We start from the raw sequence: 22,297 nt of genomic DNA on the forward strand, positions 1-22,297 counted from the left end.
GTTCGGGCCTCAGCCGTAGCGCAGGGCCTGCACCGGATCGAGCCGGGCGGCGCGCCACGAGGGATACAGCGTCGCGATCAGCGACAGGGCGATGGAGGTGACCACCACCACGGTGATCTCGTTGGCGTTCATCTCCGCCGGGATCTCGGCGAGGAAACGCACGGTGGGGTCCCAGGCGGAGGGGAACAGCACCCGCTGGATGCCCTTGATGTTCATCGTGATCAGGATGCCGAGACCCAGGCCGCTCAGGGTGCCGACCACGCCGATCAGCGCACCGTTGATCAGGAACACCCGCATGATGGTGCCGGGCGTCGCCCCCATGGTGCGCAGGATGGCGATGTCGCTCGACTTGTCGCGCACCAGCAGGATCAGCCCCGAGACGATGTTCAGGGTCGCCACCACCACGATCAGGCTGAGGATCAGGAACATGACGTTCCGCTCCACCTCCAGGGCGCCGAAGAAGGTTCGGTTGCGCTGGCGCCAGTCGGTGAGGAGCACCGGACGCTCGGCCGCCATCTCGAGATCGGGCCGCATCGCGCCGACCGCCTCGGCATTGTCGAGGTAGATCTCGATCAGGCTGACATCGGCGTCCCGGTTGAAGAAGGCCTGGGACTCGGCGAGCGGCATGAACACGAAGGTCGAGTCGAACTCGGTCATGCCGATCTCGAAGATCGCCTTGATGGTGTAGCCCTTGGTGCGCGGCGCCGTGCCGAAGGGGGTCGAGGCGCCCTTCGGCGTCAGCAGGTTGATCTGGTCGCCGGCCTGGACGCCGAGGGATTCGGCCAGACGCCGGCCGATGGCGACGCCCGAGCCGTCGTCGAAGCCCTCCAGGCTGCCGCCCTTGATGTTGCTCGCGATGGCGCCGATCTTGTCGAGGTCCTCGCCCCGGATGCCGCGGACCAGCACGCCGCTGCCGGCGCCGCCATAGGGCGACGAGGCGAAGGCCTGTCCTTCCACCAGGGGAATCGCCGCCCGGACCCCGGCCACCTTCGACAGGCGCTCGGAGAGGTCGGCATAGTCGGTGAAGAGCTTGTCGATCGGGGCGACGAAGACGTGGCCGTTGATGCCCACGATCTTCGACAGGAGTTCCGTGCGGAAGCCGTTCATCACGGACAGCACGATGATGAGGGTGGCGACGCCCAGCGCGATGCCGAGGAGCGAGAAGAACGCCACCACGGAGACGCCGCCGCCCCGGCGCCGTGCCCGCAGGTAGCGCCCGGCGATGATCCACTCGAACCCGGCGAAGGGTGGCGTGCTTCCGCGCCGGAACCGGGCGCGAAGGCCCGCGAGCCTGTCCGTCAGGGTCGCCACCATGGGGCGCCTCAGAGCCGCTTCAGGCGGGCGAGAAGGTCGATCGGGGCGACGCTCTCCCGCTCGCCGCCGGCCCGGCGCTTCAGCTCGATCTTGCCTTCCGCGAGGCCGCGCGGCCCGACGATGACCTGCCAGGGCAGGCCGATGAGGTCGGCCGTGGCGAACTTGGCGCCCGGCCGCTCGTCGCGGTCGTCGTAGAGCACGCTGAGGCCGGCCGCCTCCAGGGTGGCCTGGATCTCGCCGCAGGCGGCGTCGGTGGCGGCATCGCCGGTCTTGAGGTTGATCAGCGCCACGTCGAAGGGCGCCACCGCGTCGGGCCAGACGATGCCGGCTTCGTCGTGGCTCGCCTCGATGATCGCCGCCACGAGGCGGCTCGGCCCGATCCCGTAGGAGCCCATGTGGACCGGGCGCTCGACGCCGTCGGGACCGGTGACCTTGGCGCCCATCGGCTCGGAATACTTGGTGCCGAAGTAGAAGATGTGCCCGACCTCGATGCCGCGCGCGGCCATCTGCTTGTCGCCCTGCACCTCGGCGAAGGCCGCCGGCTCGTGCATCTCGGAGGTGGCGGCGTAGAGCGAGGTCCAGCGGTCGACGGTGCCCTGCAGGGCCGCGACGTCCTCGAAATCGGTGGTGATCGGCGGGATCTCGAAGTCGAGATACTGGCTGTCGCAGTAGACCTCGCTCTCGCCGGTCTGGGCCAGGATGATGAACTCGTGGCTGAGGTCGCCGCCGATCGGACCCGTATCGGCCCGCATCGGGATCGCCTTCAGGCCGAGGCCCGCGAAGGTGCGCAGATAGGCCACGAACATCCGGTTGTAGGCGTGGCGGGCGGCGGCCTGGTCGATGTCGAAGGAATAGGCGTCCTTCATCAGGAACTCGCGCGAGCGCATGGTGCCGAAGCGCGGCCGGACCTCGTCGCGAAACTTCCAGGAGATCTGGTAGAGGTTCTTCGGCAGGTCCTTGTAGGACCGCACGCTGCCGCGGAAGATCTCGGTGACGACCTCCTCGGCGGTCGGCCCGAACAGCATCTCGCGGTCGTGGCGGTCGGCGATGCGGAGCATTTCCTTGCCGTAGGCCTCGTAGCGGCCGGATTCGCGCCAGAGCTCGGCCGACTGGATCGCCGGCATCAGGATCTCGATGGCGCCCGCCCGGTCCTGCTCCTCGCGGACGACCGCGCAGACCTTGTTCAGGACGCGCAGGCCGAGCGGCAGCCACGCATAGATGCCGGCCGCCTCCTGGCGCACGAGCCCGGCGCGCAGCATGAGGCGGTGAGAGACGATCTCGGCCTCCTTGGGCGTCTCGCGCAAGGTCGGCAGGAAGTAGCGGGAGAGACGCATGGAAGACCCTGGAAACAGCGCGCCAGTGGGTCGGCGGCGCGCCCCGGCACACAACACATTGCATCGGGAAAACACAAGCGCGCAGGGGTGACACTGGTCCGCAGCGTGGCGTTTCGTCTCCGAAGTCGCGGTTCGTTCCGACGAAAGCTTGTCCGCCATTCCGGTAGAAAAGCGCAGGAATGTCTCACGAAGCAGGTGACAATGAGAATTGTTGTTCCTATAAGCGCGTCCGTGATGATCGCGCCGCCAAGCAGTGGCGCCACACGGTCCGAGTCTCGGGAGGAATTTCAGCCGCCACGCCGTCAGCAATGCGTGAGATAATCGAGGCTGAGCGAACGACCATCTTCATAAAAGCAAGGCTCACGCCTTGCTTTTTTTATGGCTGAACGCTTGCGCGGGGCCAGCGCCGCCTCACAGCCCGGCCAGCTCGAACACCTGGATCGCCGCCAGGAACACGACGCTCGCCAGGACGGAGGTGAGGATCGCCTTTTCGCGCAGGCGCGGGGCGGCGGGCGCCCCGGGATCCTGGCCGGGCACGATCCGCTCCGGGTCGGTCTCCACCTGGTTGCGCAGGGGCAGGATGACGAAGAGCAGGGTCCACCAGACCACGAAGTAGAGGGCGAGCGCGCCGAACACGGTGAGCTTGAACAGGCCCACCGCGAGGACGACCACCGCGGCGACCACCACCACCATCACCGCCAGGGTGCGCAGGGTGGAAGCCGCCAGGGTCTGGAGGATGGCGCTCATCCGGCTCAGACCTGCTCCAGCTCGACCAGCGTGCCGAGGAAGTCCTTCGGGTGCAGGAACAGCACGGGCTTGCCGTGGGCGCCGATCTTCGGTTCGCCGCTGCCCAGCACCCGGGCCCCCTGGGCCTTCAGCTTGTCGCGCGCGGCGATGATGTCGTCGACCTCGTAGCAGACGTGGTGGACGCCGCCATTGGGATTGCGCTCGACGAAGCTCTCGATCGGCGACCCTTCGCCCAGCGGCGACATCAGCTCGACCTTGCTGTTGGGCAAGTTCACGAACACCACGGTGACGCCGTGCTCGGGCTGCGGCAGCGGCTCCGTCACGGTGGCGCCCAGCGTGTCCCGGTAGATGGCGCAGGCGGCGTCGAGATCACGGACCGCGATGGCGACATGGTTCAGGCGTCCGATCATGGTTTGCTCCCCTTCCTTCTGAAACCGTACCGCCACCCCTCCCCCGTTCGAGCGGGCGATGATCCATGGCATCGCGGTGTCATTCCGGGGCGCCGCAGGCGGCCCCGGGATGACGGCGTGCTGCGCGAGGGCGTCTCACGCAGCACGCCGAATCTAGCGGCGTCTCTCCCCCACAGGGCGGGAGGGTTCGGTCACTAAACCTCGACCACCTGCACGTGGCAGGCGGGCTTCTTGCCCCAGACCTCGTTCACCGCCGAGCGGATGCCCCGGTCGACCGCCTTCTCGACGGCCTCGGCATCCTTGCGCTTGGGCTTCGACAGGCCGGACAGGGTCCGGGACACCGATTCCACCACCACGTCGAGCATGGCCTGGCCGGTGCGCCCGCGATTGGGCAACCCGATGATGTCGATGGCCGGCTCGCCCAAAACCTCGCCCTGCACGTCGATGGCGATGGCCACCGAGACGAGGCCGGCCTGCGCAAGCTTGCGACGCTCGGGGATGGCCCGGTCCTTGGCGTCGATCAGGACGTTGCCGTCCTTGAACAGGCGCCCGGCCTTGACGTGATCGACGATCTCCGGCGTGCCGGGCGCCAGGCGCACGACGCTGCCGTTGCGGGCCTTGACGATGTTCGGCACGCCCTGAGCCCGGGCGAAGCGCGCGTGTTCGTCGAGATGCAGGGCCTCGCCGTGGACGGGGATCGCCGTCTGCGGACGGGTCCAGGCATACATCTCCGCCATCTCGTCGCGCCGGGGATGGCCCGAGACGTGGACGAGCTTCGTGCGGTCGGTGACCACCTCGATGCCGGCATTGATGAGGTCGTTGATGATCGCGCCGACCGCCCGCTCGTTGCCGGGGATCGCCCGCGACGAGAAGATGACGCGGTCGCCCGCCGCCAGCGTGATGTCGGGATGGTCGTCGCGGGAGACCCGGGCGAGCGCGGCGCGCTCCTCGCCCTGCGAGCCCGTGAGCAGGGCCACGACCTTGTCGCGCGGCAGGTAGCCGTAGCTGTCCGCCGAGCGGAACTCCGGCAGGCCGTCGAGGAAGCCGCATTCGCGGGCGACCGCGATGACGCGGTCCATGGCGCGGCCGACGGCGATCACCTCGCGTCCGCAGGCCTGGGCGGCTTCCGCCACCGCGCGCATGCGGGCGACGTTGGAGGCGAAGGTCGTCACCGCGACCCGGTGGGGGGCGTCGGCGATGAGTTCGCGCAGGGTGGCGGCGACCTCGGCCTCGCTCGGCGAGCGCCCCTCGCGCACGACGTTGGTCGAGTCGCTGATCATCGCCAGGATGCCCTCGTCGCCGAGCGCCCGGAAGGCGCTCTCCGAGGTCACGTCGCCGAGGATCGGGGTCGGGTCGAGCTTCCAGTCGCCGGTGTGCAGCACGAGGCCGTGCGGCGTCCGGATGGCGACCGCGTTCGACTCGGGGATCGAGTGCGAGACCGGGACGTATTCGAGCTCGAACGGGCCGACCTGGACCCTTCGACCGGCCTGGATCTCCTTGAGGATGACCTTGGGCGCACCCGGCTCGCTGAGGCGGCGGGCCTCCAGCAGGTTCTTGGCGAAGCGCGTCGCGTAGACGGGCGCCTTCAGCTTGGGCCACAGCTCGCCGATCGCGCCGATATGGTCCTCGTGCGCGTGGGTGATGAAGATGGCCAGGAGGTCGTCCTTGCGCTCCTCGATGAAGCTGAGATCCGGGAACATCAGGTCGATGCCGGGGAATCCCTCCTCGCCGGCGAAGCCCATGCCGCAATCGACCATGATCCACTTGCGCCGCTTCGGGGGGCCGAAGCCGTAGAGCGCCGCGTTCATGCCGATCTCGCCCACGCCGCCGAGCGGCACGAAGACGAGTTCGTCTTGCCCTGTCGTCATTGTCCGTCCAAACCTCAAGCCGCCGTCGCGGCCGTTCCCAGATGCACCTCGCCCGCCGTCACGGTCCGTCGCGTCCCATCCTCCGATCGGACCACGAGCCGTCCCGCCTCGTCGATCGTCTCGAAAATTCCGTGTACGAGGGTGTCGCCTGTCCGCACCGAAACCGGCGCGCCGATCCCGGCCGCGTCAGCGATCCAGCGCTCGCGGATCCTCGAGAATCCGCGGCCACAATCCCAGAGTCGCGCAGCGTCGACGATTCCATCCGTCAAGGGGACGAACAGATCCTCGGCGCGCGTGTCGTACTGCATCTGCCTGAGGCACGTGGCGCGATAAGGCAAGCCCTGCGGCGTCGCAGCGACATTGACACCGAAGCCCATCACCACCGCGCGGCGCCCGCCGGGCCGGCTCTCGGCCTCCAGCAGGAGCCCCGCGAGCTTGGCACCCGAGGCCAGGACGTCGTTCGGCCATTTCAAACGGCACCCGGCGACGCCGCACGCCGCGAGAGCTGAGGCCAGGGCGACGCCGGCGACGAAGCCGAGGGTCGGCACCTGGCCGGGCTCGACGTCGTCCACGGGCCAGAGCAGGCTGGCCGTCAGGTTTCCGGGCTCGGAGACCCAGGCGTTGCCGCGCCGGCCCCGGCCGGCCTCCTGCCGGCGTGCCACCACCCAGAGCGGCCCGGCCTCGCCGGCGCGAAAGCGTTCCATCGCCTCGGTGCTGGTGGAGCCGAGGCGGTCGTGGACGTGGAGGCGGTGCCCCTCCCCCCGCGCCAGGATGCCGAGGGCGTAGCCGCTCAAGGGCCTAGAACAGCGACTTGGCGGCGGCGCCCGCCGCCCCGACGAGGGGACCCGGGACGATTCCGAGCAGCACCACGACCAGGCTCGACAGAGCGAGGACGATGCGGGGACCCGGCGCCATCGGCTCGTAGGCGGCCACCGGCTCGTCGAAGTACATCACCTTGACGACGCGCAGGTAGTAGAACGCGCCTACGACGCTGGTGACGACGCCGATGACCGCCAGGGCCACGAGGCCGGATTGGATGGCGGCGAGGAAGACGTAGTACTTGGCGAAGAACCCGGCCAGCGGCGGGATGCCGGCCAGCGAGAACATCATCGCGGCGAGGCAGAAGGCCATGACCGGATGGGTGCGCGACAGGCCGGCGAGGTCGTCGACGGTCTCGAACATCTGCCCGCCGCGCCGGAGCGACAGCAGCACCGCGAAGGCCCCCAGGGTCATCGCCAGGTAGATGATCATGTAGACCACCACGCCGCTGACGCCCGCCTGCGACCCGGCGGCGAGGCCGACCAGGGCGTAGCCGACATTGCCGATGGAGGAATAGGCCATCAGGCGCTTGAGCGAGCGCTGGCCGATGGCGGCGAAGGAGCCGAGCGCCATGGAGGCGATCGCCACGAAGACGATGATCTGCTGCCAGACCGCGGTCACGTCCGGGAAGGCGCCGATGAAGATCCGCACCGTCATCGCCATGGCGGCCATCTTGGGCGCGGAGGCGAAGAAGGCGGTCACGGGCGTGGGCGAGCCCTCGTAGACGTCGGGCGTCCACATGTGGAACGGCACCGCGGCGAGCTTGAAGGCGACGCCGGCCGCCACGAAGACGATGCCGAGCACGATGCCGAAGCCCGCCGTGCCGTCCAGCGCCGCGACGATGCCTGGGAACGAGACCGTGCCGGTGAAGCCGTAGACCAGCGAGGCGCCGTACAGGAGCATGCCCGAGGAGAGCGCGCCGAGGACGAAGTACTTCAGCCCGGCTTCCGTGGACTTCAGGTTGTCCCGGTGGAAGGCCGCGATGACGTAGGCGGCCAGCGACTGCAGCTCCAGGCCGAGATAGAGCGCGATCAGGTCGTTGGCCGAGGCCATGACCATCATGCCGATGGTGCAGAGGAGGAGCAGGATCGGAAACTCGAACCGGTCGATGCGCTCGCGCTGGAAATAGTCGCGCGCGAGCAGGATCGAGGCCGCCGATCCCAGGAGGATCAGCGCCTTCATCACCTTCGAGAAGTTGTCGACGATGAAGGAGCCGTTCAGGGTCGTGATCTTGGCGCCCGACTGGGACATGACCGCGAACAGCGCGACCACCAGCAGGATCAGCGCGCCGACATTGACGCCCTCGGCGGAGCGCTCGCCCCGGAACGCTCCGTAGAGGATCAGCACCAGCACGCCGAGGCTGAGGATCAGCTCCGGCAGGGCGGGCCCGAGCGCGGGCATGACGATCTGAGCGGCGTTCATCGGGTCAAGCCTTCAGCGCGACGCGGGCGGCAGGGTGGCCGCGGCGGTCTGCGTGTTCGAGAGCGCGGTCCGCATGCTCTGCATCAACGCTTCCGTCGAGGGCGCGAAGGTGTCGAGCACGGGGGCCGGGTGGACGCCGTAGTAGATCGTCAGCGCGACGAGCGGCGCGATGATGATCTTTTCGCGCAGGTCGAGATCCAGGATGCCCTGGAGGTTGGGCTTCTCGAGCTTGCCGTAGATCACCCGGGCGTAGAGCCAGAGGGCGTAGCCGGCCGACAGGATGATGCCGAAGACCGAGAAGAACGCCACCGTCGGGTTGGCCCGGAAGGCCCCCATCATGGCCAGGAACTCGCCGACGAAGCCTGAGGTGCCGGGCAGGCCGACATTGGCCATGGTGAAGACCATCATGGCTGCGGCGTAGAGGGGCATCCGCTTCACGAGGCCGCCATAGGCCGCGATCTCGCGGGTGTGCATGCGATCGTAGACCACGCCGACGCAGACGAAGAGCGCGCCGGAGACGATGCCGTGCGAGATCATCAGGAACAGGGCGCCCTGGATGCCCTGCTCGTTCATGGTGAACAGGCCGAGCGTCACGAAGCCCATATGCGCCACCGAGGAATAGGCGATGAGCTTCTTGATGTCGGTCTGCATCAAGGCGATCAGCGAGGTGAAGATGATCGCGATCACCGAGAGGGCGAACACCATCGGGGCGAAGGCGTGGCTCGCATCCGGGAACATCGGCAGTGAGATCCGGATGAAGCCGTAGCCGCCCATCTTCAGAAGGATGCCCGCCAGGATCACCGAGCCGGCGGTGGGCGCCTCCACGTGCGCGTCGGGCAGCCAGGTATGGACCGGCCACATCGGCATCTTCACCGCGAAGGAGGCGAAGAAGGCCAGCCAGAGCCAGGTCTGCATTTCCACGGGGAAGCGGGTGTGCAGCAGGGTCGGGATGTCGGTGGTGCCGGCGTGCCAGTACATCGCCATGATGGCGAGCAGCATCAGCACCGAGCCGAGCAGGGTGTAGAGAAAGAACTTGAAGCTGGCATAGATGCGCCGCTTGCCGCCCCAGATGCCGATGATGAGGAACATCGGGATCAGGCCGGCCTCGAAGAACAGGTAGAACAGCACCAGGTCGAGGGCGCAGAACACACCGATCATCGTCGTCTCGAGGACGAGGAAGGCGACGAAGTACTCCTTCACCCGGGTGTTCACCGAGAGCCACGAGGCGCCGATGCAGAACGGCATCAGGAAGGTGGTCAGCAGGATCAGCGGCATCGAGAAGCCGTCGACGCCGAGCTTGAACCGGGTGGCCTCGCTCAGCCAGGCATGGGTCTCGACGAGCTGGAAGCTCGCGGTGGTCGCGTCGTAGCGGCCCCAGGCCACCAGCGAGAGCAGGAAGGTGGCCAAGGTGGTGATGAGCGCGGCCCAGCGCGCGTTGCGCTTCGAGGCCTCCGTCTCCTCGCCCAGGGTGAGGATGAAGGCCGCGCCGCAGAGCGGCACGATCAGGAGGCCGGAGAGGATGCCGAGGCCGAACATTAGCAGGCGATCCGATGCGTGACAGCGGCCATCAATGGGCGACCTTGGGCAAGCCGGTCAGCATGTACCAGCTGATGAGGGCGGCGACGCCGACGAGCATGACGAAGGCGTAGTGGTAGACGTAGCCGGTCTGAAGGCGGACGACGCCGCGGGTGACGTCCAGCACGCGGGTGGCGATGCCGTCCGGTCCCATGCCGTCGATGACGCGGCCGTCGGCCTCCTTCCAGAGGAACTTGCCGAAATCCTTGGCCGGACGGACGAAGATCCGGTCGTAGAGCTCGTCGAAGTACCACTTGTTGAGCAGGAACCGGTACAGGCTCGGCTGCTGCGCGGCGAGCTGGCCCGGCAGCTCCGGCCGGCGGATATACATCCAGTAAGCGAGCACGAAGCCGATCAGCATCATGATGAAGGGCGAATAGGCCACCAGCGCCGGCACCGAATGGATGTCGTGCATGATGTGGTTGTCGGGGCCGTGCCCGAGAGCGTGGCCCCAGAACGATTCCATGCCCTCGCCGATGAAGCGGTTCTTGAAGATCAGGCCGGCGAAGAGGGCGCCGAAGGCGAGGAGGCCGAGCGGGATCGTCATCACCAGCGGGCTCTCATGCGGCGTGTGCGCATGGTCGTGGTGCTCGATGGCGCTGTGCGAGGCCGGCTCGACGTCGTGGCCGTGATCGTCGTGGGCGACGCCCTCGTGGTGGCCGGGGACGCCGTCGGCCTGCGCCGAGGCATGCGCCACGGGGTGGGCGGCGTGATGGTCGTCGTGGTGAGCCGCCCCGTGAGTCGCCCAGCGGGCCGGTCCCTCGAAGGTCATGAAGAACAGGCGCCAGGAGTAGAACGAGGTCATCAGCGCGGCGACGACGGTGCACAGGAAGGCGAGGGTGTGGCCGGGTCGGGTCGAGGCGTAGGCCGCCTCGATGATCGCGTCCTTGGAATAGTAGCCGGCGGTGAAGGGGAAGCCAATCAGCGCCAAGGTGCCGATGGTCATCATCGCCGAGGTGAAGGGGATGTAGCGGCGCAGATTCCCCATGTTCCGCATGTCCTGCTCGTGGTGCATCGCGTGGATGACCGAGCCGGCCCCGAGGAACAGCAGCGCCTTGAAGAAGGCGTGGGTGAAGAGGTGGAAGACGGCGGCCGAGTAGGCGCCGACGCCGAGTGCCACGAACATGTAGCCGAGCTGCGAGCAGGTCGAGTAGGCGATGACGCGCTTGATGTCGTTCTGCACGAGCCCGATCGTGGCCGCGAAGAACGCCGTGATGCCGCCGATGACCGTGACCACGATGAGCGCGTTGGGAGCGAGCTCGAACAGCGGCGACAGGCGCGCCACCATGAACACGCCGGCCGTCACCATGGTGGCGGCGTGGATCAGCGCCGAGACCGGGGTCGGGCCTTCCATCGCGTCGGGCAGCCAGGTGTGCAGCAGGAACTGCGCCGACTTGCCCATGGCGCCCATGAACAGCAGCAGGCAGGCGAGCGTCAGCGCGCTCCAGTCGTAGCCGAGGAAGTGGAAGGTCGCGTCCTTGATCTCGGGCGCCCGGGCGAAGATGCCGTCGAAGGCGATCGATCCCGTGAGCACGAAGACGAGGAAGATGCCCAGCGAGAAGCCGAAATCGCCGACGCGGTTGACGATGAAGGCCTTCATGGCGGCGGCGTTGGCCGAGGGCTTCTCGTACCAGAACCCGATCAGCAGGTAGGAGGCGAGGCCGACGCCCTCCCAGCCGAAGAACATCTGCACGAGGTTGTCGGCCGTCACCAGCATCAGCATGGCGAAGGTGAAGAGCGACAGGTAGGCGAAGAAGCGCGGCCGGTGCGGATCCTCCGCCATGTAGCCGATGGAGTAGAGGTGCACGAGGGTCGAGACCGAGGTCACCACCACCAGCATGATCACCGTCAGGGTGTCGATGCGGAAGGCCCAGTCGACCACGAGGTCCCCGGCGGTGAACCAGGTCGCGACCTGCACCCGGGTGGCGTGCTCGGTGCCGGGCACTTCGAGGAAGGCGCCCCAGGACAGCAGCGCCGAGAAGGCGAGGAGGCCGGTGGTGATGCCCTCGCTGAGCTTCGGGCCGAGCTGGCGGCCGAACAGGCCGGCGAGCAGCGCACCGACGAGGGGGAGGAAGACGATCGCGTGATACATCGCTGGCTTGTCCGGCCTCCTGGGGTGCGCCCGGACCCCGCGCAGGACGCGGGGGCCGGGGCGGCACCCTGTGGACTTCGTGTCACCGCCGCGGCCGCGCGAGGAATGCGATGCCGGGCGTCGAATCGGGTTTCGTCGTGGTCCCGCTCAGCCCTTCATCATGTTGACGTCCTCGACCGCGATCGAACCGCGGTTTCGGAAGAACACGACGAGGATGGCGAGGCCGATGGCCGCCTCCGCCGCCGCGACGGTCAGCACGAACAGGGCGAAGATCTGTCCGGTGATGTCGTTGAGGTGGGTGGAGAAGGCGACGAGGTTGATGTTCACCGCGAGCAGGATGAGCTCGACGGACATCAGGATGACGATGACGTTCTTGCGGTTCACGAAGATGCCGAGCACGCCGAGCGTGAACAGGATCGCGGCGACCGTCAGGTAGTGGCTCAGGCCGATCATCAGATGTGGCTCCCGGTCTCTGCCAACGGGGTCTCGGCCAACAGGAGCTGGGTCATCAGGATCTCGGCCATCAGACTTCCACGCCCTGGCGGGAGGGCACCTTGCGGGTCTCCACCGCCATGCCCTGCGTCCGCGCGTTCTGGACGTTGATGTTCTGGCGCTTGACGCCGGGGCGGTCGCGCAAGGTCAGCACGATGGCGCCGATCATGGCGACCAGCAGGATCAGGCCGGCGAGCTGGAAGAAGAAGACGTAGTCCGTGTAGAGCACCCGGCCGAGCGCCTGGGTGTTCGTCACCGCCTCGGCGCTGGCGACCGGGCCGAGGGGGGCCTGCACCAGGCCGGGATCGATGGTCCAGGAGCCGACCACGAGCAGCAGCTCGATCAGGAACACCGCGCCGATCAGCGCGCCGATGGGCAGGTATTGCTGGAAGCCCTGGCGCAGCTGCGCGAAGTCGACGTCGAGCATCATCACGACGAACAGGAACAGCACCGCGACGGCGCCCACGTAGACGACCACGAGGATCATCGCCAGGAACTCGGCGCCCATCATCACGAACAGCCCGGCGGCGTTCACGAAGGCCAGAATGAGGAAGAGCACGGAGGCCACGGGATTGCGCGAGGCGATCACCATGAAGCCCGAGGCGATGGTCACACCTGCGAACAGGTAGAAGAAGGCAGCGGCTGCGCTCATGCGATTCTAGAGATCAGCCGTCCCGAGGACGGCCCCTTCTGCCGAAATTGTGCCACGGCCCACCGGCCGCCCGTCTATAGAACCCACCCCTGCGGTGCACAACCGCCCCGGCGGCGTCCGGCCGGCTCCGTGGGCACGGAATCGGCCGGCTGTCTCATCCGCATTCCGCGAACGCCGCCCGCTCAGCGGTAGGGTGCGTCCACGGCGAGGTTGCGCGCGATCTCGCGCTCCCAGCGATCGCCGTTCAAGAGAAGCTTCTCCTTATCGTAGAGCAGCTCCTCGCGGGTCTCGACCGAGAACTCGAAGTTCGGCCCCTCCACGATCGCGTCCACCGGGCAGGCCTCCTGGCACATGCCGCAATAGATGCACTTGACCATGTCGAGGTCGTAGCGGGTCGTGCGGCGCGTGCCGTCGTTGCGGCGCGGGCCGGCCTCGATGGTGATGGCCTGCGCGGGGCAGATCGCCTCGCACAGCTTGCACGCGATGCAGCGCTCCTCGCCGTTGGGATAGCGGCGCAGGGCGTGCTCTCCCCGGAAGCGCGGGCCGCGATGGCCCATCTCGAAGGGGTAGTTGATCGTGGCCTTCGGCTTGAAGAAGTACTTCATCGCCAGGACGAACCCGGACGCGAACTCCTTGAGCAGCAGACCCTTAGCGACCTGATCGAGCTTCATGGCTCGGATCTCCGTGAGGGGTTGTCAGGCGCCCGGCGCGAGGCCGGTGAGCTTGAGGACAAAGGCGACGACGATGACCGAGACGAGCGAGAGCGGCAGGAACACCTTCCAGCCGAGGCGCATGAGCTGGTCGTAGCGGTAGCGCGGCACCATGGCCTTCACCATGGCGATCATGAAGAACAGGAAGCTGGCCTTGAGGGCGAACCAGATCAGGCCCGGCACCCAGGTGAAGGGCGCGAACGGGATCGGCGAGAGCCAGCCGCCGAGGAACAGCACCGTGCCGAGGGCGCACATGGTCATGATGGCCACGTACTCGCCGAGCATGAAGAGCAGGTACGGCGTCGAGGAATACTCGACCATGTAGCCGGCCACGAGCTCCGATTCGGCCTCCGGCAGGTCGAAGGGTGGGCGGTTCGTCTCGGCCAGCGCCGAGACGAAGAACACAACGAACATCGGGAACAGCCAGAGCCAGTACCAGCCGAGGATGCCGAGGGACGTGTCCTGCGCCATGACGATGCGCGAGAGGTTCAGGGAGCCGGCGCAGAGCAGGACGCAGATGATGACGAAGCCGAGGGAGACTTCGTAGGAGATCATCTGCGCGGCCGAGCGCAGGGCGCCCAGGAAGGCGTATTTCGAGTTCGAGGCCCAGCCGCCCATGAGGACGCCGTACACGCCGAGCGACGAGATCGCGAAGATGTAGGTGATGCCGACGTTGAGGTCGGCGATGGCCCAGCCCTCGGCCAGGGGAATCACCGCCCAGGCGGCCAGCGCCAGGGTGGCGAAGACCAGGGGGGCCAGCAGGAACAGCGCCTTGTTGGCGCCGGCCGGGATGACCGGCTCCTTCAGGACGAACTTCAAGAGATCGGCGAAGGATTGGAACAGGCCCCAGGGTCCGACCACGTTCGGGCCGCGCCGGAGCTGCACCGCCGCCCAGATCTTGCGGTCGGCGAGCAGGGCGTAGGCGATGAAGACCAGCAGCAGCGCCAGGAGCACGAAGCTCTTGAGCGCCAGCAGCAGGACGGTGCCGAGGATTTCCCAGAAGGTCATCGCAGGAGATCCTTATTCGGCCGCTTCGAGGCCGCGCACCCGGGCGAGGCTCGAACATTCGGCGAGCACGCGCGAGGCGCGGGCGATCGCGTTGCTGAGGTAGAAGTCCGGCACGGCCGCGGCGAAGGCGGCGCGGCCCGGCTCGCCGCTCAAGGTCGACAGCCGCTCCACCGTGGCGACGGCATCGCTCGGGGCGATCGCGTCGAGGGCGGCCAAGTGCGGATGCTCGGCGTAGAGCGCCCGGCGCAGGGCGCCGAGCGAATCGAACGGCAGACGCTTGCCCAGCACGTCGGACAGGGCGCGCAGGATCGCCCAGTCCTCGCGGGCATCCCCCGGCGGGAAGCCGGCGCGGTTGGTGGCCTGCACTCGGCCCTCGAGATTGACGTAGGTCGCGCTCTTCTCGGTGTAGGAGGCTCCCGGCAGCACGACGTCGGCCCGCGTGGCGCCGCGGTCGCCGTGGGTGCCCTGGTAGATCACGAACGCGCCCGGCCCCACCGCGACCTCGTCGGCACCGAGGTTGTAGACCACGTCGAGGGAGCCCCCCTGCGCGATCCCCGCGAAGTCGAGTCCGCCCTCCCCCGGCACGAAGCCGAGGTCGAGGGCGCCGACCCGGGCGGCCGCGGTCTGGAGCACGCCGAAGCCGTTCCATTCCGGCGTGACCGCGCCGATGTCCCGGGCGAGCTTCGCCGCTGCTGCGAGGATCGCGGCGCCGTCGGGCCGGGCGAGCGCACCGGTGCCGACGATGATCAGCGGCCGGCTCGCGGCCTTCAGCGCCTCGGCGAAGCTGTGCTGGCCGGAGGCGAGGTCGGCCAGGGTCTCGGGGCCGGCTCCGAGATAGGCGTGCGGATAGGTCAGGTCGACGGGCTCGCCGATCAGGCCGACCGCCAGCGGACCCATGCGCCAGCGCTTGCGAATGCGCACGTTGAGGAGCGAGGCCTCCAGGCGCGGGTTGGTCCCCACGAGCAGGATGGCGTCCGCCTCCTCGATCCCGGCGATGCCGGTGCCGAGGGTATAGGCGGCCCGGCCCCAGGCCGGGTCGATCGCCTCGCCGGCCTGGCGGCAATCGAGGTTCGTCACTCCGAGGGAGGCCATCAGCGCCTTGAGGGCGTAGATCTCCTCCACGCCCGCGAGGTCGCCCGCCAAAGCGCCGATCCGCTTCGGATCGGTACCCGTGACCCGGGCGGCGATGGCGGCGAACGCCTCACCCCAGGACGCGGGACGCAGACGGCCGTTCTCGCGGAGATACGGCCGGTCGAGGCGCTGGGCACGCAGGCCGTCCACGGCATGGCGGGTCTTGTCGGAGATCCACTCCTCGTTGATCCCCTCATGCACGCGCGGCTCGATCTGCATGACCTCGCGGCCGCGGGCATCGACCCGGATGGCGCAGCCGACCGCGTCCATCACGTCGACGGATTCGGTCTTGGACAGCTCCCACGGCCGGACCTCGTAGCTCTGCGGCTTGTGAACGAGGGCGCCCACGGGGCAGAGATCGGCGACGTTGCCCTGAAGCTCGGACCCCATGGCGGATTCGAGGTAGCTCGTGATCTCCATGTCCTCGCCGCGCCCGATCGCGCCGAGATCCGGCACGCCGGCAACCTCCGCCAGGAAGCGGACGCAGCGGGTGCAATGGATGCAGCGGTTCATGGCGGTCCGCACCAGCGGGCCGATGTACTTCTCCTCGACGGCGCGCTTGTTCTCGCCGTAGCGGGTCGAGTCGACGCCGTAGGCCATCGCCTGATCCTGCAGGTCGCAATGGCCGCCCTGGTCGCAGATCGGGCAGTCCAGCGGGTGGTTGATGAGGAGAAACTCCATCACCCCCTCGCGGGCCTTCTTCGTCTGGCCCGAGCGCGTCAGCACCTCCGGCGGCTCGCCGTTGGGCCCCGGTCGGCAATCCTTCACCGCATAGGCGCAGGAAGCCACCGGCTTCGGCGCGCCCTTGAGCTCCACGAGGCACATCCGGCAATTGCCCGCGATGGACAGCCGCTCGTGGAAGCAGAAGCGCGGGATCTCCGCGCCTGCGGCCTCGCAGGCCTGGAGCAGCGTGTACTCCGCGGGAACATCGACCTCGGTGCCGTCGACGACGATCTTGGTCATGCGTGGGTCTCGGTCTCGATTAGGGGCGGCACGAGGGGCGGATCACTCCGCCGCCATCGGCACCGGATCGGAATGCGGGTTGGCGCTGTAGCGGTCGATGCGCTTCTCGATCTCGGGACGGAAGTGCCGGATCAGGCCCTGGATCGGCCAGGCCGCCGCGTCGCCGAGCGCGCAGATGGTGTGGCCCTCGATCTGCTTCGTGACATCGAGGAGCATGTCGATCTCGCGGCGCTGCGCCCGGCCCTCCGCCATGCGCAGCATCACGCGCCACATCCAGCCCGTGCCCTCGCGGCACGGCGTGCACTGGCCGCAGGACTCGTGCTTGTAGAAATAGGCGATGCGAGCGATGGCCGAGACGATGTCGGTGGACCTGTCGAGGACGATCACCGCCGCCGTGCCGAGGCCGGAGCCGAGGTTCTTCAGGGTGTCGAAGTCCATCTTGGCGTCGATGATCTGCTCGGCCGGGACCAGGGGCACCGAGGAGCCGCCGGGAATGGAGCAGAGGAGATTGTCCCAGCCCCCGCGCATGCCGCCGCAATGCTTGTCGACGAGCTCACGGAAGGTGATCCCGAGCTCCTCCTCGACGTTGCAGGGCTTGTTGACGTGACCGGAGACGCAGAACAGCTTGGTGCCGGTGTTGTTCTTGCCGCCGAGGCCCGCGAACCAGGCACCGCCCCGGCGCAGGATCGTGCCCGCCACCGCGATCGACTCGACGTTGTTCACCGTCGTGGGGCAGCCGTAGAGGCCCATATTGGCCGGAAACGGGGGCTTCAGGCGCGGCATGCCCTTCTTGCCTTCGAGGCTCTCCAGCAGCGCCGTTTCCTCGCCGCAGATGTAGGCGCCAGCGCCGTGGTGGACGTAGATGTCGAAGGGATAGCCGTGGACGTTGTCCTTGCCGACGAGGCGGGCTTCGTAGGCCTCGTCCACCGCGCGCTGGAGCGCGTGCTTCTCGGCGACGTACTCGCCGCGGATGTAGATGTAGCAGGCATGCGCGGCCATCGCGAAGGAGGCCAGCATGCAGCCCTCGATCAGGAGGTGCGGATCGTGCCGCATGATCTCCCGGTCCTTGCAGGTGCCCGGCTCGGACTCGTCGGCATTGACGACGAGGTAGTGCGGGCGTCCGTCCGACTTCTTGGGCATGAACGACCACTTGAGGCCGGTGGGGAACCCCGCGCCGCCACGGCCGCGCAGGCCCGACTGCTTCATCTCGTCGATGATCCAGTCGCGGCCCATTTCGAGGAGGAACTTGGTCCCGTCCCATGCACCCCGCTGCTTGGCGGCGTCCAGTCCCGGCGAGTGCAGGCCGTAGAGGTTCGTGAAGATGCGATCCTGATCGGCGAGCATGTCAGTTCCCCTTCTTTGGGGCGGGAGACCGGGGTGTCGCGGCCTTCGTCGCGGAGGCCTTGGCCGGTGCCTTCGGACCCGCCGGCTTCGCGACGTCGGAAGCCGGGCTGGCGCCCGAAGCGGCCGGCTGCGGCGGCGGCTCGTCACGCGGCAGGTCGGACTGGGTGCCCGCTTCCGCGCCCGCGGCTTCCGCCTTCGCGATCGTCGCAGGCGCGGGCGCCGTCGGCGCGACCGGCTGCGCGGTCGAATCCGCGCCGTCGGCGGCATTCGCCTTGTCGTCCGATTTCACCGGAGTCTCGCCGGCCGCGGCCCGCTGGGCGGGCGCATCGGTCGCCGGCGTCCCGACCGCCCGACCAGCATCCGGACGGGCCGGCTTCGGCTCGACGGCGGCGCGCTGCTCGGACGACGCGGCCTCGGCCTTGCCCTGCTCGCTGCCCTCCTCGGCCTCCTTCTCCTCGAAGCGCTTGCGCCAGGCCCCGACTCGCGAGCCGTCGAACAGGGTCGCGTCGGTGAGGGTGTCGGCGCCGCCCAGCGGCTCGGACGAAGTCCGCCCGACCTGCGATCCGACCTTCACGGGCCGGCCGGCGGCGAGGTCGTCCATCAGCTTCCCGAGGAGATCGGGGGTCAGGTCCTCGTAGTAATCCTGGTTGATCTGCGCCATCGGCGCGTTGCAGCAGGCGCCCAGGCACTCGACCTCGAGCCAGGAGAAGTTGCCGTCGGCACTGACATGGCCCGGCGCGCCGAGGCGGTGGTGCAGGTAGTCCTTCAATTCACGCGCCCCGCAGGAATCGCACGGCACGGTCCCGCAGAGCTGGATCCAGAACTTGCCCACCGGCTCCAGGGCGAACATCGTGTAGAAGGTCGCCACCTCGAGCACGCGGATGTGCGGCATGCCGAGTTCGTCGGCCACGGCCTCGATGGCCTTCTGCGGCAGCCAGCCGCCGTTCTGCTCCTGCGCCTTCCAGAGCAGCGGGATCACCGCCGAGGCCTGGCGGCCCTCGGGGTACTTCTCGATCTGACCCTTCGCCCACTCGGCGTTCTCGGACGAGAACGCGAAGGCGGCGGGCTGCTCGGCGGCGGGGGCGAGTCTGCGGTTGGCCATCAGTTTCGAACCTTGATCCTCACCGGTCAACTTCGCCGAACACGATGTCCAGCGTGCCGAGCACACAGGACACGTCGGCCAGCATGTGCCCGCGGCACATCCAGTCCATCGCCTGCAGATGGGCGAAGCCCGGTGCGCGGATCTTGCAGCGGTAGGGTTTGTTGGTGCCGTCGGCGACGAGATAGACGCCGAACTCGCCCTTGGGCGCCTCGACCGCGGCATAGACTTCGCCGGCCGGCACGTGGAAGCCCTCGGTGTAGAGCTTGAAGTGGTGGATCAGCGCTTCCATCGAGCGCTTCATCTCGCGGCGTGGCGGCGGCGCGATCTTGCCGTCGGTGGCGGAGATCGGCCCCTGGCCGGCGGGCTCGCGCAGCTTGACGCAGCACTGCTTCATGATCTTGGCCGACTCGCGCATCTCTTCCATGCGGATGACCTGGCGATCATAGGTGTCGCCGTTCTTACCTACGGGGATGTCGAACTCCATCTCCTCGTAGGCCTCGTAGGGCTGCGACTTGCGCAGGTCCCACGGGATGCCCGAGCCGCGCACCATGACGCCGGAGAAGCCCCAGGCCATCGCCTCGTCCACGGTGACGATGCCGATGTCGACGTTGCGCTGCTTGAAGATGCGGTTGCCCATGACGAGGTTGTCGAGGTCGTCGACCACCTGCAGGAACGGGTCGATGAAGGCCTCGATGTCGTCGATCAGCGCGGGCGGCAGGTCCTGGTGGACGCCACCGGGCCGGAAGTAGTTGGCGTGGAGGCGAGCGCCGGATGCGCGCTCGTAGAAGATCATCAGCTTCTCGCGCTCCTCGAAGCCCCAGAGCGGCGGCGTCAGGGCACCGACATCCATGGCCTGGGTGGTGACGTTGAGGAGATGCGAGAGGATGCGGCCGATCTCGCAGAACAGCGTGCGGATGAGCTGCGCCCGCCGCGGCACCTCGAGCCCGAGCAGTTTCTCGATACCGAGGCAGAAGGCATGCTCCTGGTTCATCGGCGAGACGTAGTCGAGGCGGTCGAAGTAGGGCGTCGCCTGAAGGTAGGTCTTGTGCTCGATCAGCTTCTCGGTGCCGCGATGCAGGAGACCGATATGCGGATCGACGCGCTCGACGATCTCGCCGTCGAGTTCCAGCACCAGGCGCAGCACGCCGTGCGCCGCCGGGTGCTGGGGGCCGAAGTTGATCGCGAAGTTGCGGATGTTGTGCTCGGTCATGGCCTCGCTCCGCCGCTCAGGCCGACGTCTTCTCGTCGCCCGGAAGCACGTACTCGGTGCCCTCCCACGGCGAGAGGAAGTCGAAGTTTCGGAATTCCTGGGTGAGCTTCACCGGCTCGTAGACCACGCGGGCCTCGTCCTGGTCGTAGCGGACCTCGACGAATCCCGTGAGCGGGAAGTCCTTGCGCAGGGGATGCCCCTCGAAGCCGTAATCGGTGAGCAGCCGGCGCAGGTCCGGATGCCCCGAGAACAGGATGCCGTAGAGATCGTAGGTCTCGCGCTCGAACCAATTCGCCGCCGGGAAGACCTCGATCACGGAGGGCACCGGCGTCTGGTCGTCGGTCTGCACCTTCAGGCGGATGCGCGCGTTGTGGCGCAGCGAGAGCAGGTGGTAGACCACGTCGAAGCGCTTCGCGCGGGACGGGTAGTCGGCCCCGCAGATGTCGATGAAGCAGCGGAAGGCACAGGCCGGGTCGTCACGCAGGTAGGTCAGGGCGTAGACGATGTCGCTGGCCTGCACCACGAGGGTGAGTTCGCCGAACGCGATGGTCCGCGAGACGATCGCGGGCCCGAGCGCGCCGGCGACATGGTCGCTGATCCGCTGGAGGGCACCGATGCCGGAATCCGGCGCGGTGTGGGCGAGGATGCTGATGCCGTTGGTCATGCCGGGCGTCCTTCCTCAGCGCTCGATCGTGCCGGTGCGGCGGATCTTCTTCTGAAGCAGGAGCACACCGTAGAGCAGCGCCTCGGCGGTGGGCGGACAGCCCGGAACGTAGATGTCCACCGGCACCACCCGGTCGCAGCCGCGGACCACCGAGTAGGAGTAGTGATAGTACCCGCCGCCGTTGGCGCATGAGCCCATGGAGATCACGTAGCGTGGCTCCGGCATCTGGTCGTAGACCTTGCGCAGGGCCGGGGCCATCTTGTTGGTGAGCGTGCCGGCGACGATCATCACGTCGGACTGGCGTGGGCTCCCGCGCGGCGCGAAGCCGAAGCGCTCGCAATCGTAGCGCGGCATCGACATCTGCATCATCTCGACGGCGCAGCAGGCGAGGCCGAAGGTCATCCACATCAGCGAGCCGGTGCGGGCCCAGTTGATGAGATCGTCCGTCGACGTGACGAGGAAGCCGCGATCGGCGAGTTCGTCGTTGATCGACAGGAAGGTCGGGTCGTTGGCGCCGATCGGTAGCCCGGTATTGGGATCGATGATCCCCTTGGGGGCCGGCGCGATCGCCGGGGCGCGGGAGAGGTCGGGGCTGAAGGCCATCGGTTTCTCGGGATCAGGCTTCGGACAGGCAGGCTTCGTCGGCAGCGCGATTCGGCGGCGCTAGTCCCATTCGAGGGCGCCCTTGCGCCACTCGTAGACGAACCCGACGGTCAGAACGCCGAGGAAGGCCATCATCGACCACATGCCGAACCAACCGAGTTCCCCGAAGGTGATCGCCCACGGAAACAGGAACGCGACTTCGAGATCGAAGATGATGAACAGGATCGCGACGAGGTAGAAGCGCACGTCGAACTTCATGCGCGCGTCGTCGAAAGCGTTGAAGCCGCACTCGTAGGCAGACAGCTTCTCGGGATCGGGGCTGTTGTAGGCGACCAGGAAGGGAGCGACCAGCAGAGCCGCGGCAATGAACACCGAGACGCCGATAAAGACGATGAGGGGCAGATAGTCTGCCATCAGGCCGGACATGCGGGACCTCTCGTGTTCGCGGACGGTTGCGACGCCTTCGGCGCCGACGGCCACGTGGAATTGCTCCAATGCCAGACTGCGCAGGCGCGAGGCTTAGACGACCCCCTGGAGCGAAACAAGGGCATCGTGCGTCGCACAAAATCGGCCATGCGCCTCAGGTAGTTCGTCCCCCGTTCCGCACAACACGACGGATGCGCGCAGGGCGCATCGCGGCCGGGTTCTTGCAAGCCCTGCCATAGACTTGTCTGGCATGCCAGACAGCACGGACCACGAGGATATCGGGGACATCCCGGACCATCTGTCAGAGAGCCCTGGTGATCGCAGGCGAGTGGGAACCATAACCTTGGCCGTCTGTTTCGTTCATGTCCCACTCAGGCCGGATCGCGTTAGGTCGGCGCAACATTCGACCTC

The 22,297-nt window shown here is 67.8% G+C and carries 20 protein-coding genes; all 20 read right to left on the minus strand.

Annotated elements, in window-relative coordinates:
* Positions 1 to 9 precede the first annotated feature (9 nt).
* The gene (locus ACLBWX_RS14785) at positions 10 to 1,314 is read right to left on the minus strand and encodes a lipoprotein-releasing ABC transporter permease subunit (RefSeq protein WP_447677790.1); all 1,305 of its coding nucleotides are present in this window, start codon (positions 1,312 to 1,314) and stop codon (positions 10 to 12) included.
* An 8-nt stretch (positions 1,315 to 1,322) separates the two neighbouring features.
* On the minus strand, positions 1,323 to 2,648 hold the full coding sequence (gene proS / locus ACLBWX_RS14790) for a proline--tRNA ligase (RefSeq protein ID WP_447677791.1): 1,326 nt from the start codon (positions 2,646 to 2,648) through the stop codon (positions 1,323 to 1,325).
* 411 nt (positions 2,649 to 3,059) lie between these two features.
* Positions 3,060 to 3,395, minus strand: a complete 336-nt coding sequence (locus ACLBWX_RS14795; RefSeq protein ID WP_447677792.1) for a DUF1467 family protein — start codon at positions 3,393 to 3,395, stop codon at positions 3,060 to 3,062.
* Positions 3,396 to 3,400: 5 nt separating this feature from the next.
* A complete protein-coding gene (gene mce, locus ACLBWX_RS14800) occupies positions 3,401 to 3,805 on the minus strand; it encodes a methylmalonyl-CoA epimerase (protein WP_447677793.1) in 405 nt (134 codons plus the stop codon).
* Between the two features lie 194 nt (positions 3,806 to 3,999).
* Complete coding sequence (locus tag ACLBWX_RS14805) at positions 4,000 to 5,673, minus strand: ribonuclease J (RefSeq protein ID WP_447677794.1); 1,674 nt, start codon at positions 5,671 to 5,673, stop codon at positions 4,000 to 4,002.
* 14 nt (positions 5,674 to 5,687) lie between these two features.
* The gene (locus ACLBWX_RS14810) at positions 5,688 to 6,467 is read right to left on the minus strand and encodes a biotin--[acetyl-CoA-carboxylase] ligase (protein WP_447677795.1); all 780 of its coding nucleotides are present in this window, start codon (positions 6,465 to 6,467) and stop codon (positions 5,688 to 5,690) included.
* Between the two features lie 4 nt (positions 6,468 to 6,471).
* Entirely contained in the window at positions 6,472 to 7,914 is a 1,443-nt protein-coding gene (gene nuoN, locus ACLBWX_RS14815; RefSeq protein ID WP_447677796.1) for an NADH-quinone oxidoreductase subunit NuoN, read from the minus strand.
* 12 nt (positions 7,915 to 7,926) lie between these two features.
* Entirely contained in the window at positions 7,927 to 9,450 is a 1,524-nt protein-coding gene (locus ACLBWX_RS14820) for an NADH-quinone oxidoreductase subunit M (protein WP_447677797.1), read from the minus strand.
* A 31-nt stretch (positions 9,451 to 9,481) separates the two neighbouring features.
* Positions 9,482 to 11,581 carry an NADH-quinone oxidoreductase subunit L gene (gene nuoL / locus ACLBWX_RS14825; RefSeq protein ID WP_447677798.1) on the minus strand — a complete coding sequence of 700 codons (2,100 nt, stop codon included), beginning with the start codon at positions 11,579 to 11,581 and terminating at the stop codon, positions 9,482 to 9,484.
* A gap of 147 nt (positions 11,582 to 11,728) precedes the next feature.
* Complete coding sequence (gene nuoK / locus ACLBWX_RS14830) at positions 11,729 to 12,037, minus strand: NADH-quinone oxidoreductase subunit NuoK (protein ID WP_447677865.1); 309 nt, start codon at positions 12,035 to 12,037, stop codon at positions 11,729 to 11,731.
* 67 nt (positions 12,038 to 12,104) lie between these two features.
* Positions 12,105 to 12,725, minus strand: coding sequence for an NADH-quinone oxidoreductase subunit J (locus ACLBWX_RS14835; protein ID WP_056466021.1), 621 nt, complete (start codon positions 12,723 to 12,725; stop codon positions 12,105 to 12,107).
* Between the two features lie 182 nt (positions 12,726 to 12,907).
* Positions 12,908 to 13,396, minus strand: a complete 489-nt coding sequence (nuoI, locus tag ACLBWX_RS14840) for an NADH-quinone oxidoreductase subunit NuoI (protein WP_055947361.1) — start codon at positions 13,394 to 13,396, stop codon at positions 12,908 to 12,910.
* A gap of 24 nt (positions 13,397 to 13,420) precedes the next feature.
* Entirely contained in the window at positions 13,421 to 14,443 is a 1,023-nt protein-coding gene (gene nuoH / locus ACLBWX_RS14845) for an NADH-quinone oxidoreductase subunit NuoH (RefSeq protein WP_447677799.1), read from the minus strand.
* Positions 14,444 to 14,455: 12 nt separating this feature from the next.
* Positions 14,456 to 16,537, minus strand: coding sequence for an NADH-quinone oxidoreductase subunit NuoG (nuoG, locus tag ACLBWX_RS14850; RefSeq protein ID WP_447677800.1), 2,082 nt, complete (start codon positions 16,535 to 16,537; stop codon positions 14,456 to 14,458).
* 42 nt (positions 16,538 to 16,579) lie between these two features.
* Complete coding sequence (gene nuoF / locus ACLBWX_RS14855; protein WP_447677801.1) at positions 16,580 to 17,881, minus strand: NADH-quinone oxidoreductase subunit NuoF; 1,302 nt, start codon at positions 17,879 to 17,881, stop codon at positions 16,580 to 16,582.
* Position 17,882: 1 nt separating this feature from the next.
* On the minus strand, positions 17,883 to 18,983 hold the full coding sequence (nuoE, locus tag ACLBWX_RS14860; RefSeq protein ID WP_447677802.1) for an NADH-quinone oxidoreductase subunit NuoE: 1,101 nt from the start codon (positions 18,981 to 18,983) through the stop codon (positions 17,883 to 17,885).
* A 19-nt stretch (positions 18,984 to 19,002) separates the two neighbouring features.
* A complete protein-coding gene (locus tag ACLBWX_RS14865) occupies positions 19,003 to 20,193 on the minus strand; it encodes an NADH-quinone oxidoreductase subunit D (protein WP_447677803.1) in 1,191 nt (396 codons plus the stop codon).
* Positions 20,194 to 20,209: 16 nt separating this feature from the next.
* Positions 20,210 to 20,857, minus strand: coding sequence for an NADH-quinone oxidoreductase subunit C (locus ACLBWX_RS14870; protein ID WP_447677804.1), 648 nt, complete (start codon positions 20,855 to 20,857; stop codon positions 20,210 to 20,212).
* Positions 20,858 to 20,872: 15 nt separating this feature from the next.
* Positions 20,873 to 21,460 (minus strand): NuoB/complex I 20 kDa subunit family protein, encoded by a 588-nt coding sequence (locus ACLBWX_RS14875; RefSeq protein ID WP_103708330.1) that lies wholly within the window; start codon positions 21,458 to 21,460, stop codon positions 20,873 to 20,875.
* Between the two features lie 60 nt (positions 21,461 to 21,520).
* On the minus strand, positions 21,521 to 21,886 hold the full coding sequence (locus ACLBWX_RS14880; RefSeq protein WP_056465990.1) for an NADH-quinone oxidoreductase subunit A: 366 nt from the start codon (positions 21,884 to 21,886) through the stop codon (positions 21,521 to 21,523).
* Positions 21,887 to 22,297 lie beyond the last annotated feature (411 nt).

This window comes from Methylobacterium sp. M6A4_1b (assembly GCF_053345175.1).

What these genes read in the sequence shown, in the direction of transcription:
- ACLBWX_RS14785 (WP_447677790.1), bottom strand. Translation starts at nt 1,314, where the DNA reads ATGGTGGCGACCCTGACGGACAGGCTCGCGGGCCTTCGCGCCCGGTTC.
- proS (WP_447677791.1), bottom strand. Translation starts at nt 2,648, where the DNA reads ATGCGTCTCTCCCGCTACTTCCTGCCGACCTTGCGCGAGACGCCCAAG.
- ACLBWX_RS14795 (WP_447677792.1), bottom strand. Translation starts at nt 3,395, where the DNA reads ATGAGCGCCATCCTCCAGACCCTGGCGGCTTCCACCCTGCGCACCCTG.
- mce (WP_447677793.1), bottom strand. Translation starts at nt 3,805, where the DNA reads ATGATCGGACGCCTGAACCATGTCGCCATCGCGGTCCGTGATCTCGAC.
- ACLBWX_RS14805 (WP_447677794.1), bottom strand. Translation starts at nt 5,673, where the DNA reads ATGACGACAGGGCAAGACGAACTCGTCTTCGTGCCGCTCGGCGGCGTG.
- nuoN (WP_447677796.1), bottom strand. Translation starts at nt 7,914, where the DNA reads ATGAACGCCGCTCAGATCGTCATGCCCGCGCTCGGGCCCGCCCTGCCG.
- ACLBWX_RS14820 (WP_447677797.1), bottom strand. Translation starts at nt 9,450, where the DNA reads ATGTTCGGCCTCGGCATCCTCTCCGGCCTCCTGATCGTGCCGCTCTGC.
- nuoL (WP_447677798.1), bottom strand. Translation starts at nt 11,581, where the DNA reads ATGTATCACGCGATCGTCTTCCTCCCCCTCGTCGGTGCGCTGCTCGCC.
- ACLBWX_RS14835 (WP_056466021.1), bottom strand. Translation starts at nt 12,725, where the DNA reads ATGAGCGCAGCCGCTGCCTTCTTCTACCTGTTCGCAGGTGTGACCATC.
- nuoI (WP_055947361.1), bottom strand. Translation starts at nt 13,396, where the DNA reads ATGAAGCTCGATCAGGTCGCTAAGGGTCTGCTGCTCAAGGAGTTCGCG.
- nuoH (WP_447677799.1), bottom strand. Translation starts at nt 14,443, where the DNA reads ATGACCTTCTGGGAAATCCTCGGCACCGTCCTGCTGCTGGCGCTCAAG.
- nuoG (WP_447677800.1), bottom strand. Translation starts at nt 16,537, where the DNA reads ATGACCAAGATCGTCGTCGACGGCACCGAGGTCGATGTTCCCGCGGAG.
- nuoF (WP_447677801.1), bottom strand. Translation starts at nt 17,881, where the DNA reads ATGCTCGCCGATCAGGATCGCATCTTCACGAACCTCTACGGCCTGCAC.
- nuoE (WP_447677802.1), bottom strand. Translation starts at nt 18,983, where the DNA reads ATGGCCAACCGCAGACTCGCCCCCGCCGCCGAGCAGCCCGCCGCCTTC.
- ACLBWX_RS14865 (WP_447677803.1), bottom strand. Translation starts at nt 20,193, where the DNA reads ATGACCGAGCACAACATCCGCAACTTCGCGATCAACTTCGGCCCCCAG.
- ACLBWX_RS14870 (WP_447677804.1), bottom strand. Translation starts at nt 20,857, where the DNA reads ATGACCAACGGCATCAGCATCCTCGCCCACACCGCGCCGGATTCCGGC.
- ACLBWX_RS14875 (WP_103708330.1), bottom strand. Translation starts at nt 21,460, where the DNA reads ATGGCCTTCAGCCCCGACCTCTCCCGCGCCCCGGCGATCGCGCCGGCC.
- ACLBWX_RS14880 (WP_056465990.1), bottom strand. Translation starts at nt 21,886, where the DNA reads ATGTCCGGCCTGATGGCAGACTATCTGCCCCTCATCGTCTTTATCGGC.